Origin of the sequence: Nonomuraea sp. NPDC050790, assembly GCF_044456745.1 — a bacterium.
Classification (GTDB): Bacteria; Actinomycetota; Actinomycetes; order Streptosporangiales; family Streptosporangiaceae; genus Nonomuraea.
Window position 1 is genome coordinate 794,826 of the sequence record NZ_JBITGF010000004.1, and the last position, 12,703, is coordinate 807,528.

Annotated in this window: 12 protein-coding genes; 7 read left to right on the forward strand and 5 right to left on the reverse strand. The window is 70.3% G+C overall.

What is annotated here, in order from left to right; genetic code table 11:
- Positions 1-6: 6 nt before the first annotated feature.
- Complete coding sequence (locus tag ACIBEJ_RS24070; RefSeq protein WP_397185026.1) at positions 7-645, forward strand: transcriptional regulator; 639 nt, start codon at positions 7-9, stop codon at positions 643-645.
- A 7-nt stretch (positions 646-652) separates the two neighbouring features.
- Here ACIBEJ_RS24070 and ACIBEJ_RS24075 read toward each other — a convergent pair whose 3' ends face one another.
- From ACIBEJ_RS24075 to ACIBEJ_RS24090, 4 genes are read right to left on the reverse strand one after another with little or no spacing between them, the layout of a single operon-like run.
- Positions 653-1,588 (reverse strand): DMT family transporter, encoded by a 936-nt coding sequence (locus ACIBEJ_RS24075; protein ID WP_397185027.1) that lies wholly within the window; start codon positions 1,586-1,588, stop codon positions 653-655.
- Complete coding sequence (locus ACIBEJ_RS24080) at positions 1,585-2,652, reverse strand: glycosyltransferase family 4 protein (RefSeq protein WP_397185028.1); 1,068 nt, start codon at positions 2,650-2,652, stop codon at positions 1,585-1,587. Before ACIBEJ_RS24080 ends, ACIBEJ_RS24075 begins: the two co-directional genes overlap by 4 nt.
- A 35-nt stretch (positions 2,653-2,687) precedes the next feature.
- Entirely contained in the window at positions 2,688-3,500 is an 813-nt protein-coding gene (locus tag ACIBEJ_RS24085) for a glucose 1-dehydrogenase (RefSeq protein WP_397185029.1), read from the reverse strand.
- The gene (locus ACIBEJ_RS24090; RefSeq protein ID WP_397185030.1) at positions 3,497-4,678 is read right to left on the reverse strand and encodes a Gfo/Idh/MocA family protein; all 1,182 of its coding nucleotides are present in this window, start codon (positions 4,676-4,678) and stop codon (positions 3,497-3,499) included. Before ACIBEJ_RS24090 ends, ACIBEJ_RS24085 begins: the two co-directional genes overlap by 4 nt.
- 480 nt (positions 4,679-5,158) lie before the next feature.
- Between ACIBEJ_RS24090 and ACIBEJ_RS24095 the strand changes: the two genes are divergently transcribed.
- The 3 genes from ACIBEJ_RS24095 to ACIBEJ_RS24105 all read left to right on the forward strand — a co-directional run bounded on the left by ACIBEJ_RS24095 (position 5,159) and on the right by ACIBEJ_RS24105 (position 10,093).
- Positions 5,159-6,166, forward strand: coding sequence for an RNA polymerase subunit sigma-70 (locus ACIBEJ_RS24095; RefSeq protein WP_397185031.1), 1,008 nt, complete (start codon positions 5,159-5,161; stop codon positions 6,164-6,166).
- Between the two features lie 54 nt (positions 6,167-6,220).
- Positions 6,221-6,799: a dihydrofolate reductase family protein gene (locus ACIBEJ_RS24100; RefSeq protein ID WP_397185032.1), complete on the forward strand. Its 579-nt coding sequence runs from the start codon at positions 6,221-6,223 to the stop codon at positions 6,797-6,799.
- A 168-nt stretch (positions 6,800-6,967) separates the two neighbouring features.
- Positions 6,968-10,093, forward strand: coding sequence for a GH92 family glycosyl hydrolase (locus ACIBEJ_RS24105; RefSeq protein WP_397185033.1), 3,126 nt, complete (start codon positions 6,968-6,970; stop codon positions 10,091-10,093).
- Between the two features lie 157 nt (positions 10,094-10,250).
- Here ACIBEJ_RS24105 and ACIBEJ_RS24110 read toward each other — a convergent pair whose 3' ends face one another.
- Positions 10,251-11,063: an alpha/beta hydrolase gene (locus tag ACIBEJ_RS24110; protein WP_397185034.1), complete on the reverse strand. Its 813-nt coding sequence runs from the start codon at positions 11,061-11,063 to the stop codon at positions 10,251-10,253.
- A gap of 160 nt (positions 11,064-11,223) precedes the next feature.
- Between ACIBEJ_RS24110 and ACIBEJ_RS24115 the strand changes: the two genes are divergently transcribed.
- From ACIBEJ_RS24115 to ACIBEJ_RS24125, 3 genes are all read left to right on the forward strand, one after another.
- Entirely contained in the window at positions 11,224-11,802 is a 579-nt protein-coding gene (locus ACIBEJ_RS24115; RefSeq protein WP_397185035.1) for a YceI family protein, read from the forward strand.
- Positions 11,803-11,896: 94 nt separating this feature from the next.
- Positions 11,897-12,127 carry a hypothetical protein gene (locus ACIBEJ_RS24120; protein ID WP_397185036.1) on the forward strand — a complete coding sequence of 77 codons (231 nt, stop codon included), beginning with the start codon at positions 11,897-11,899 and terminating at the stop codon, positions 12,125-12,127.
- 18 nt (positions 12,128-12,145) lie between these two features.
- Complete coding sequence (locus ACIBEJ_RS24125; protein WP_397185037.1) at positions 12,146-12,631, forward strand: Ohr family peroxiredoxin; 486 nt, start codon at positions 12,146-12,148, stop codon at positions 12,629-12,631.
- Positions 12,632-12,703 lie beyond the last annotated feature (72 nt).

Here is a 12,703-nt window from a genome sequence, read left to right on the forward strand (position 1 = left end):
GGCCGCGTGACCGCCCTTGAGGACCTCGAACCACTCTTACGCCCTGTCATGAAGGCGATCGCGGCAGCCGTGGGCCCGCACTGCGAGGTGGTGCTGCACGACCTGTCCCGCCACGACATGGACAGGACCATCGCCGCGATCGAGAACGGCCACGTCACCGGCCGCCAGGTGGGCGGCCCGTCCACCAACCTCGGCCTGGAGATGCTCAGGACCGAGGCGGAGGACCACGACGAGTTCGGCTACCGCGCCCGCACCGTGGACGGCCGCGAGCTGCGCTCCTCCTCGGTCTACATCCGCGACGAGGAGGGCCGGGTCATCGCCGCCTTCTGTATCAACGTGGACATGACGCCCCTGCAGGCCGCCAGGGCCAATCTGGAGGCGATCCTGGAAGGGGACACGACCGACCGCGGGGAGATCTTCGCCAGTGACATCGTCGAGGTTCTGGACAATCTCATCGAGACGGCGATCCGAGGGAGGTCAGTGGCATTGATGACAAAGGACGACAAACTAGAAGTCCTGAAATTTCTGGACAAAAAGGGCGCTTTCTTCGTGAAACGCTCCATTGACCGGATCGCCCGCCGCCTCGGCGTCTCCCGTGTCACCGCGTACAACTATCTCGACCAGATCCGCGCCGCTCCGGAGTGAAAGGGATTCATGAGGCCCGGGCGGGTTCCTCCTTCCTGGGCCGGGCGAGCTTGCTCCTGATGACCAGCGCCATCCCGGCCAGCGTGAGCGCCATGCCCGCGATCTGGAGCGGCGCGGGCGCCCCGGCGGGCCGTAGCAACGCGGAGCTGAGACCCACCAGCGGCGGTACGGCCAGCCCCAGCAACGCGGAGTAGGACGGCCCGCCGGTCAGCAGGATGCGGTGCTGGAGCAGGTAGGCGGGCACGTACACGACGATGCCGAGCACGACGAGCATGCCCAGCACCGTCCAGCTCACCCGCTCGCCCGCCGCCATGTCGGAGCCCGCCCAGAGGGCGAGCGGGATCGTCCCGACCGCGAAGATCGGCAGGATGCGCGGCGCCATCGGCCCCTCGTAGCCGCGGTTGGTCCTGCTGAAGTACAGGCCGTAGAAGGCCATGGAGAACATGGCCGCGAGCGCGACCAGGGATCCGAGCGCCACGTCGTCGCCGAGCGTGCCCGCCAGCCGGGGGATCGTGTAGACGACGGCGCCGGCGACCGCGATCAGGGTGCCCGCGACGGTGCGCGCCGGAGGCCAGGTGCGCAACAGCACGCTCTCGGCGATCAGCACCACCGCGGGGGTGAGCGAGAGGGCCAGCGCGGGCAGCGCCGGCCCGGCGAGGCTGATCGCCACGGTCGACAGCACCGTGTACGCGGTCACCCCCGTCAGCGCCAGCAGGACGACCTGCCACCACCGATACCGCGTGGTCCTCCGGTCCGGCGTCCCCGGGGCGGGCGACCACCACGTGAGCGCCAGCAGTCCGAGGACGGTGAACGCGGTACGCCCGGCCGACACGATCGAGGTGCTCGCGTCGCGCAGGGAGGCCTCCACGATCAGCCAGGTCGACGCCAGCAGGAGGACCAGGCAGGCGGACTGCCAGATCAACCGGCCCCTGCCACCGCTCAACGGACGATCGTTTCGTAGACGTCGCAGGTGCGCTCCACCATCCGCGCGCCCGTGTAGAGCTCCCCGTGCCGTTCGCGGGCGCGGGCGGCCATGGCCGCGCCACGGTCCTCGCGGATGAGGACGTTCAGCGCGGCCCTGGCCAGGACGTGCGGGTTGTCGGGGGCGACCAGGAGCGCCTCGATCTCGTGTCTGACCAGCTCGGGGATGCCGCCGACCGCCGTCGACACGATCGGGATGCCGGCGGCCATGGCCTCCATGATCACCAGGCTGGCCGCGTCCCCCCGGGAGGACGCGATGAGCACGTCCGCGCCGATCTCCGACGTCAGCGCGCCCGACACGCTGCCGTAGAAGCGCACCCGCTCGTCGATGCCGAGCGCGGAGACGAGCCTGCGGAGCAGGGTCTCGTCCGGGCCCGTCCCCACGACGTGCAGCGTCGCCTCGGGGTACTGGCCGAGGATGAGCTCGAAGGCGAGGACGGCGGTGTCCGCGCCCTTCTCCGGTGACAGCCGGCCGCAGTACAGGACCTGCGGCCCGCCGGCGGGCTCCACCCGGAAACCGGAGGGAGCGGGCACGTCTACGCCGTTGGGGACGTAGTGGACGCGACCGGCGTCGCCGAGGAACTTGCCGATGGCCCGCTGGGCGAACTCGGCCACCGCGATGACCGGGAAGCTCGTGCCCGTCGCCAGCGACGCCTGGAGGAACGGGTCCACCGGTTGGTACATGTGCTGCGTGTACAGCAGCGGCGTACCGATCGCCGCCGACAGCTCCGCGCCGCGGAAGCCGGCGTGCATCAGGTGAGCGTGGATCAGGTCCGGCCGCCAGCCGGCGCCGGTCCCGAACAGGGCCGCGGGGTCGCCCTGTCCCGGAGCGGAGACCGGCAGCAGGGTCGGGTCGACGAACACGTCGGCGCCCGCCCTGCGGCAGTGTTCCGTCAGCACGCCGTCACTGCCGGCCACCACACCGACCGTGAGCCCTCGGGCGAGCTGGTGGGTCACCTGGGTGGCGACGTGGCTGACCGTTCCACCGGTCGTCGGGCCGCACTGCACCAGATGGATGACACGCATGTCCTGCGTCCTTTCCTGACGTGGCACTTCGGCGCTCAGCTACCTTCGACGGAGCGGGCCATCAGGGCGTTTCCCGCGGTGAGCCCGCCGTCCACCGTCAGGACCGACCCGCTCATCCAGGCCGCGCTGTCGGAGGCCAGGAAGCAGATCGAGGCCGCGACGTCCTCAGGCTCGCCGATCCGGCCCAGCGGGTACCACTGCTTGAGCGCCTCGAAGGTGGCGGGGTTCTTGGCGATCTGCTCGTCCCACGCCTGGGTGCGGATGGTGCCGGGGCTGACCGCGTTCACCCGGATGCCGTGCCCGCCGTACTCCACCGCGAGTGAGCGCGTCAGGGAGACCATCGCCGCCTTCGCCGCGCTGTAGGAGGGGTGGCCGAAGAAGGCGAAGGCGTTGACCGAGACGACGTTCACGATCACGCCGTCGCCGCGGTCCATCATCGCGGGCAGCGCGGCCTGCGTGCAGCGCACCGCGCCCTTGACGATGACGTCGAAGTCGGTGTCCCAGAGCTGCTCCGGCGCCTCGTGGAAGTGCGGTGGCACCGGGCAGGCCACGATGGCGTTGTTGACCAGCACGTCCACCGGGCCGCCCAGCTCGCCGGCGGCCTCGGCGAAGCCCGCGGAGACGCTGTCCGCGCTGGTGACGTCCAGCAGGAGCCCGACCGCCCGGCCGCCCTCAGCGCTGATGTCCGCGGCGAGCTTGACCGCGCCCGCCTCGTCCACGTCGGTGACGGCCACGGCCGCGCCCGCCGCCGCGAGGCGCCGGGCCGTCACCCGGCCCACGCCGCCGGCCGCGCCGGTCACCAGCGCCACCCTCCCGCTCAGGTCGAACCGGTCCTGACGCCCGCTCATGCCGCCTCCACCTGCCCGTTGTCGAAGTAGTTCCGCAGCGATCGGTCAAGCTCCGGCACCCGCAGTACGGCTCCGCCGCCCCGCAGCGAGCGCGTCGCCAGATCCCCAGCCGCCACGGCCATGCGCGCGGCCACCGGCGAGGTGTCGGTGTGCCCGCCCTCCCGGACGAACCGGACGAACTCCTCGATCACTCTCGCATCCGCCCCGTGGTGCCCGCCCTCCGGGCCCGGGATGCGGAACTCGCCGTCCCCGTCGGGGTCGTAGTCGCGCCGGCCCGTGTTCCACACCCGGATCGTGCCGCCGGGCGCGTCACCGTGGTTCTCCAGCCGTCCGGCGTCACCGATGATCGTGAACGAGCGCCAGTAGTCGGGCGTGTAGTGGCACTGCTGGTAGGCGGCCAGCACGCCGTTGTCCAGGCGCAGGTTGAGCAGTGCCAGGTCCTCGACGTCGATGACCGGGTTGAGCTCGCGCTGGCTCGTGGGCGGCCAGTTCGCGGTGTCCAGCCAGTTCTCCGCCTTGGGCACGCCCGCCGCGCGCCGGGGCAGGTCGCCGTAGACGGTCAGCCCGCCCATCGCCTGCACCTCCGCGGTGGAGCCGCCGACGATCCAGTGCATGGCGTCGAGGTCGTGGCAGGCCTTCTGCAGCAGCAGGCTGTTGACCTTGGCGCGCTCGGCGTGCCAGTCCTTGAAGAAGAAGTCGCCGCCGTGGCCCACGAAGTGCCGGATCCACACCGTCTTCGGAGTGCCGATCCGGCCTTCCTGCACGAGTTGGCGCATCAGGCGCACCACCTCCATGTGCCGCATGTTGTGCCCGACGTACAGGCGGGCCCCGGAGGCCCTGGCGGCATGGAGCACGGCGTCGGCGTCCGCCACCGTCGTCGCCATGGGCTTTTCCAGGTAGACGGCCTTGCCCGCGCTGAGCGCGTCGATCGCGACCCGGGCGTGGGTGTGGTCGGGGGTGGCCACCAGGACCGCGTCGACGTCGTCGCGGTCCAGGAGGCGGCGGTAGTCGGTCTCGGCGGCGGTGGCGCCGAAGAAGTCGGCCTCCGCGCGCAGGGTGGTCTCGTCCAGATCGCAGACCGCGGTGATACGCGATCCTTGTCCGGGTTCGCGGTGGGCGGCTGCGGCGAGGCTGCGCCTCTGTCCCAGCCCGATGGCGGCGATTCGGAGATCATCCATGCTCAGTCAGGCTCCCCATCAGGTCGAAGGTTGAGTCGTCGAGCTGCGTGTTCCCCGCACCACTGGGGTGCCGTTGCCGCCAAAGATGCCTAATTCTGCTTATAAATACAAGACTTGAAGCTCTTTTGCGCACATGCGAAGATCATCCCCATACTCCGTCCCGCGCGGCCCGGTACTCCTCGGGCGTCGGCTCCGCGTCCGCGATGGATCGTCCAGCCGCCTACGACGGCGTGGTTCGGCTTCAGTGCCGCCTTCCAGCGGTGGAAGGGAGTCAGCCCCAGCGAGCGCCGCCGCTCAGAGAGATCCCACCCGCGAGAGGTCCTCGGACGTCAGGGCTCGTTTCACTCGCCGCCCCGGCCGGGGTGCCGAGACGTCGCGTACGGGTGGGGGCGGGTCGCGACGTCTCGTACGGGTGGGGCGGGCGGGACGTCGCGCGCGCGGGTCGGTGGTCGGGCGGGGGAGAGGTTCTAGCCTGGGCGCATGGATGAGCAGGTGCTGCTGGAACGGGCTCGCGCCGGGGACGAGGGGGCGTTCGAGCGGCTGGTTCTGGCCTATCGGGGTGAGCTGGCCGCGCACTGCTACCGGATGCTCGGCTCGCCGCAGGACGCCGAGGACGCGGTGCAGGAGTCGCTGCTGAACGCCTGGCGCGGGCTGGCGGGGTTCGAGGGGCGCAGCTCGCTGCGTACGTGGCTGTATCGGATCACCACCAACACCTGCCTGCGGCTGAACGGCAGGCGCGGACCGAGGGTGATGTCGCCGGATCGGGCGGCGGCGCGCAGCCGTACCGACGAGCTGGGGGAGGTCGTGGGCGGGCCGGTGTGGATGGAGCCCTGGCCGGACGACCTGGCGTCGGACGAGCCGGGACCGGCCACGAGCTATCTGCGGCGGGAAGGCGTGGAGCTGGCGTTCGTCGCGGCGCTGCAGCGGCTGCCGGGCACGCAGCGGGCGGTGCTCATTCTGCGGGAGGTGCTGGGGTTCTCCGCGGCCGAGGCGGCCGGGCTCCTGGACACTTCGGTGGCCTCGGTGAACAGCGCGCTGCAGCGGGCGTCGAGGACCCTGCGCCAGCGGGTGCCCGCGGTCAGCCAGCGGGAGGAACTGGCCAAGCTCGGCGCGGGCGGGCGGGGTGAGCTGGTGGAGTCCTTCGTGTCGGCGTGGGAGCGTGCGGACGTGGACGCGCTGGTGGCGCTGCTCGCGAGCGACGCCCGCTTCACGATGCCGCCGCTGCCCGCCTGGTTCGACGGGCGCGAGGACGTCCGCCGGTTCCTGGTGGAGCGTGTGTTCGCGGCCGAGTGGCGGTTGCGGCCGGTCGGGGCGAACGGCCAGCTCGGGTTCGCCTGCTACCAGCGGACGTCAGGCGAGTTCCTCCTGGCGGCGATCGTCGTGCTGAGCCTGCGGGACGGGGAGATCGTGGAGCTTGTGGGCTTCCAGGACCCGCTGCTGTATCGATATTTCGGGCTTTCACTGGAAATGTCGCCCGAGGAGCGATGAGTTCGCGGCGGCCCTTGTCTCTGCACTCCTGAACCACCAGAAAAGGAGTGCATCATGCGCAAGGTCGTCGTGACCAACCTCGTCACCCCGGACGGCTACTTCGAGGGCCCCGGCAACGACTTCATGGCGATGCCGGAGGAGGAGGCGTTCGACGTCTACAACGCCGAACGGCTGCGCGCCGCCGACACGCTCGTGCTGGGACGCGTGACGTTCCAGGGGGCGAGCGCCTACTGGCCGGGGGTCGCCGGCGACCCGAGCGCCCACCCCCTCCTGCGGGAGATGTCGCGGCTCATCAACGCCCTGGACAAGGTCGTCGTCTCCGACAGCCTGACGCCGGAGCGGGCCGCGCCCTGGCACGAGACGCGCATCGTCGGGCGCGCCGCGGCGCACGAGGCGGTGGCCGAGCTCAGGCGGGGGCCGGGCCGGGAGATCATGATCTTCGGCAGCCACGTGCTCTGGAACGACCTGCTCGCCCACGGCCTGGTCGACGAGCTACACCTGGTGGTCGGGCCCAAGGTCCTGGGCGGCGGCACCCCCGCCTTCGAGTCGTCCGGGCCGGTGCCGCTGCGGCTCCTGGAGGCGCGGGCGCTGCCGTCCTCCCAGCTCGTTCTGCTGAGATACGGACTCCTCTGACCAGTATGTGACAAGTGTGTTGACACGAGGCAAAAGAGCCTGCTGAATCGAGGTGACAACGTTGTCATCTCCCTGAGGGAGGCCGATGAACATTCGTGGGCCCCCAACACCCCCAGACGTGCACTCGCCCCCCACACCCCCCAGTTCACGTCACCTAAGGGGACTTACATGTCCAAAATCTCCCTCTTATGCAGCCTGACCCTCTTACTGACCTTCCTCCTCCCGATCCCGCACGCCGGCGCAGCCGCCCTCGCGCAGCTCACCCAGCACGTCAACCCGTTCATCGGCACCGACGACAGCAACTCGCCCAACCCGGTCCCCGGCGGCGCGGGCGGCAGCACCGTCCCCGGACCGGTCTTCCCGTTCGGGATGGTGCAGTTCAGCCCGGACACGCCCACCGCCTCGCCGTCCGGCTACCGCTTCGGCGACACCCAGATCCAGGAATTCAGCCTGACGCACTTCAACGGCGCGGGCTGCGCCAACAACGAGGACATCGGGATCCTGCCGATCACCGGCAACCTCGGCGCCTCGCCCGGCACCGGCTGGACCGGCTACCAGGCCACCCAGACCAAGAGCCAGGAGGTCGCCCAGGCCGGCTACTACAAGAGCGTGCTGAGCACGTACGGCAACACCCAGGTCGAGCTGTCGGCGACCAAGCGCACCGGCATCATGCGGCTGACCTACCCGTCCTCCACCACAGCGAAGGTGCTGGTCAACGCCAGCCGTAGCGCGACGGGCAACCGCAGCGGCTCGATCAACATCAGCGGGTCCACGGTCACCGGCACCTTCACCGGCGGCGGGTTCTGCGGCTCGTCGAAGACGTACCAGATCTTCTACCGGATGGAGTTCGACCGCGCCCCGAGCGGCGTGGGCACCTGGCTGGGCGCGACGATCAGCAACGGCTCGACCAGCGCCAGCGGTGTGAACTCCGGCGGCTGGCTGAACTTCGACACCACGGGCAACCCCGTCGTGCAGGTGAAGATCGGGATCTCGTTCGTCAGCCAGGCGGGCGCCCAGGCGAACCTCGCCGCCGAGCAGGGCGGCTTCGACTTCGCCGCCGTGCGGACCGCGGCCGACACCGCCTGGAACGACATGCTCAACCGCATCGTGGTCGGCGGCGGCTCCGCGGCCGACCTGCAGAAGTTCTACACCGCGCTCTACCACGTCCTGATGAATCCCAACATCGCCAGCGACGTCAACGGGCAGTACCGCGGCTTCGACAACGTGATCCACACCGCGAGCCACACGGTGTACCAGAACTACTCGGGCTGGGACATCTACCGCTCGTGGGCGGCGCTCATCGCGCTCATCGCCCCGGCAGAGGCGAGCGACATGGCCAAGTCGATGGTCCTGGACGGCCAGCAGGGCGGCCTGCTGCCCAAGTGGTCGCACAACCACAACGAGCACTTCGTCATGACCGGCGACCCGGGGCCCGTCATCATCGCCAGCATGCACGCCTTCGGCGCCCGCGCCTTCGACGCCGCCGCGGCGCTGACGCTGATGAACGCCAGCTCCAACGGCGGCACCATCCAGGGCAGCCCGATCCGCGGCAGGCAGTCCGGGTACGTGCAGCGGCAGTACATCCACGAGGACCCGTCGGACTCTCTGGAGTACTCCGCCTCGGACTTCGCCGTCGCGAAGTTCGCCCAGAGCCAGGGAAACACCTCGATGTACAACACGTACATGACCCGCGCGCAGTGGTGGCGCAACGTGTTCAACACCGAGTCGAGCTACGTCCACGACCGCAACGCCGACGGCACCTGGCCGTGGCCGCTCTCGCCCGGCAACCCCAGCGGCTACACCGAGGGCAACGCCTCGCAATACACCTGGATGGTCACCTACAACCTCAAGAGCCTGATCGACCTCATGGGCGGCAGGGAGACGGCCATCCAGCGGCTCGACCACCACTTCACGCAGTTGAACGGCGGGTTGTCGCAGCCCTACTTCTACATCGGCAACGAGCCCGAGCACGGCGTCCCCTGGGCCTACCACTACGCGGCCTGGCCGCGGGGCACCTCGGCCGTGGTGCGCCGGGTCATGAACGAGTCGTTCACCACCGGCGCCGGTGGCCTGCCCGGCAACGACGACCTCGGGGCCACCTCGGCCTGGTACGTCTGGGCCGCGATGGGCATGTACCCGCCCACCCCCGGCGCGGACACGCTCGCGTTGCACGGGCCGCTGTTCACCTCGGTGCTCATCGACCGGCCGAGCGGGGACATCCAGATCAACGGCGCGGGCGCGGGTCCGTCGGCCCAGTACGTGCAGGCGCTGTCGGTGAACGGGACGGCGACCCAGCGGCCCTGGCTGCGTTACACGGATCTGGCCGGCGGGGCGACGCTGTCGTACACGATGGGGGGCTCGCCCTCCTCCTGGGGCACCAACCCCGCGGACGTGCCGCCGTCGTTCAGCGACGGCTTCACCCCGCCGCCCGCCGCGCCGCAGCTCGGCGCCAACCTCGCGCTGAACAAACCGGCCACGGGCAGTACGGCGTGCGCCACCGCCGAGAGCGCGGCCAAGGCCGTGGACGGCTCGTTGTCCGGCAACAGCAAGTGGTGCTCGTCGGCGGCCGGCACCAAGGTCCTCACCGTGGACCTCGGCTCCAGCCAGTCCGTCAACGCCTTCGTGGTCAAGCACGCCGGGCTGGGCGGCGAGTCGACCGGCTGGAACACCGGCGCCTTCACCATCCAGACCAGCACCGACAACGTCGGCTACACCACCGCGGCCACCGTCTCCGGCAGCCGCGCCAGCCGCACCTACCACCCGGTCGCGGCCAGGACCGCCCGCTGGATCAGGCTCAACGTCACCACCCCGGCCAATGACGGCAGCGGGGCGAGCCGCATCTACGAGTTCGAGGCGTACAACGCCCAGCAGGGCCAGAACCTGGCGTTGAACAAGACCGCCACGGGCTCGGCCGCGTGCAACGCCAACGAGGGCCCCGCCAAGGCCGTCAACGGCAGCGTGTCCGGCGGCAACACCGACAAGTTCTGCTCCGCGTCCGTCCCGAGCTTCCTCCAGGTGGACCTGGGCGCCTCGGCCGGCCTGACCCGCTTCGTGGTGCACCACGCGGGGGCCGGCGGCGAGTCCACGACCTGGAACACCGCGGCGTTCACCATCCAGGTCAGCCAGGACGGCGCGAACTGGAGCACGGTGGCGAACGTCAGCGGAAACACCGCCAGCACGACGACACACACCATCGCGGCCACCCAGGCCCGACATGTCCGGCTGAACGTGACCACCCCGACCGGCACCTCGGACACCGCGACCCGCATCTACGACCTGGAGGTCTACGCCTGACGACCTGACGGGCGTGGGTACGGCGCGCGCCGTACCCACGCTTGTGGTCACCAGACCGGCACCCGGCCCCGCCCGAGCACCCGCGCGGGAGCCGGACCAGTTCCAGACAGCTCGGTGATCGAGCGCGCCGACCTGGGCCAGGCGTGCGAGAGGGCGTTCACGCCCGCGTGGTGGCCGGCCAGCCGGCGTGCCGTTCCGCCCAGGCCAGGGCGTGGTCGGCGATCTCCTCCCACCCCTTCTGCGCGGGCAGCAGGTGCGCCATGCCCGGGTACTCCTCGATCTCGGTGACGGTCTTGAAGGACTTGTAGTGCTTGGCGTTGGAGCGCTGCACGCTCGGCGGCATGATGTGGTCCTCGCTGCCCGAGATGAACAGCAGCGGCGGCCGGTCGTCGTTGTGGTAGTTCACGTAGACGTCCTGCGGGCCGGGCTGGAAGTTGGCCAGCACGCCGTCCCAGACGATCCGCCCGGACGCCGGGATGTGGTAGCGCTCGTAGAGCCGGCGCGCCTCCTCCTCGGTGAAGGTGTTGGTGAAGGCGTAGTTCCACTGCTCGAACGTCAGGCCGACGGCCTTGTGGCGGTTGGCCGGGTTCTTGAGGACCGGGAACGTCGACTTGATCTGGGACAGCGGGGCGATGAGCACGCCCTCGGTGGGCGCCGAGTTCAGCACCACGCCCGCGGCGCCGTACCCGCGGTCCAGGAGGACCTGCGTGAAGGCGCCGCCCGCGGAGTGGCCCATGATGATCGGCGGCTCGTCGAGCGCGCCGACCACCGACTCCAGATGCGAGATGATCGACGCGCCGGTCACCGCCTCGATCGGGGCCGGGTCGGCGTTGAGGGCCTCGACCTCCACCTCGAACCCGGGGTAGGCGGGCGCGAGGACGCGGTAGCCGGCCCTTTGGTAACGGTCGATCCAGTGTTCCCAGCTACGCGGGGTGACCCAGAAGCCATGGACGAGAACGATGGTCTTCATGCGGGGCCTGCCTTTCCGGCGAGGTGTCCGATCTGCTGTCTTCTTTGACCACACAGCCCGGCGCCGCGTGACAGCCGGGACGGCATTTCCGGCGATGTCACAAGACCCACCGGCTGCCCGGTCATAGCTGGCGACGTGACGCCGACCTTGGGAGAAGCCCATGACCACGCCAGCCACCACCTCCACGATCCCGGGCTACCGGGCGGGATTCTGGGAGATCGACCCCGTCCACTCCGACGTCTCGTTCAGCGTCCGCCACATGATGGTGAGCAAGGTACGCGGCCGCTTCGCCACCTTCTCCGGTGAGATCGTGACCGGCCAGGATGTGAACGGCTCCTCCGTCACCGCGCAGATCGACCCCGCCTCGATCGACACGGGCAACGGCATGCGGGACAAGGACCTGCGCTCGGGCAACTTCCTCGACGTCAAGCACCACCCGCTCTGGACCTTCCGCTCCACCGGCGTCCGGGTGAACGGCGACCGTTTCGTGGTCGACGGGGACCTGACCATCAAGGGCGTGACGCGCTCGGTCCCGCTGGCCGTCGAGCTCAACGGCTTCGGGCCCGACGACAAGGGCGGCACCCGTGCCGGGTTCTCCGCCTCGGCCACGATCGACCGCAACGACTTCGGCATCGACATCAAGCTGCCGCTCGGTGGCGGCGGCGTCGTCGTGGGCGACGAGGTGACCATCACCCTGGAGATCGAGGCGGTGCTGCGCCGGCCGTACGACGGTTCGTGAGGCCGGTGGGTGGCGCTGTCACGCGGGCCGGGGCTGCGTTGTCTTAGCTGGCAGACGGGGGTCGGTGGCCTGCCGTACATCCCTTGGAGGAACCATGAGCACCCCGGACGGCGAGAAGGAGTTCCTGCGCGAGCTCCACGTCGAGGTCGAGGCGGAGCTGACCATCGCCGAGGCCAGCCATCCCGAGGAGGAGTTGCGGGAGCCCATCACCGAGTGGCTCTTCGACCCGACGGAGGCCGAGCGCGAGGAGATCGGCCTGAGGGGGCTGCGCGACGCGGTGGAGGTCCTGGAGGAGGGCTTCCTCCATGACGACGACGCCACCTGAACACGGAAAGGCACATCGGTGAAAGACTCCCCATTGTCCACGGAAGCCGACTACGACGGCGTGGAGTTCAAGGCGCTGTACAGCACGAGGGTGACCGTGACCGGCGGCCCGCTCGCCCACGGACGCGCCACGGGCCGCGCGCGCACCGCCGACCGGGGCTTCTCGCTGGAACTGCGGCTGCCGGAGGAGATGGGCGGTGACAACCCCGGGCCGAATCCCGAGCAGCTCTTCGCCGCGGGGTACGCGGCGTGCTTCCACGGGGCGCTCAGCCTGCTGGCCAGGCGGCACCTCCTGGATCCCGAGGAGCTGTCGGTCGAGGCGACGGTCGCCTTCGGGCGCGACCCCGCCGACGGCGGCTACCAGTTGCGCGCCGACCTGGTGGTGAGCTGGCCGGGCGTGGACCAGAAGGCGGCCGCGCCGTTGCTCGCGGAGGCGACCGCGTTGTGCCCCTACGCGAAGATGACCCGCCAGGGCATCCCGGCCAGCATCATCTTCGCGTCCTGAACTCCGAGCCCCCGCCAGGTCGCCGGATGGAAGCCGCCGGCGACATCCCCTGGTGCGTACCCCCGAGGCCGC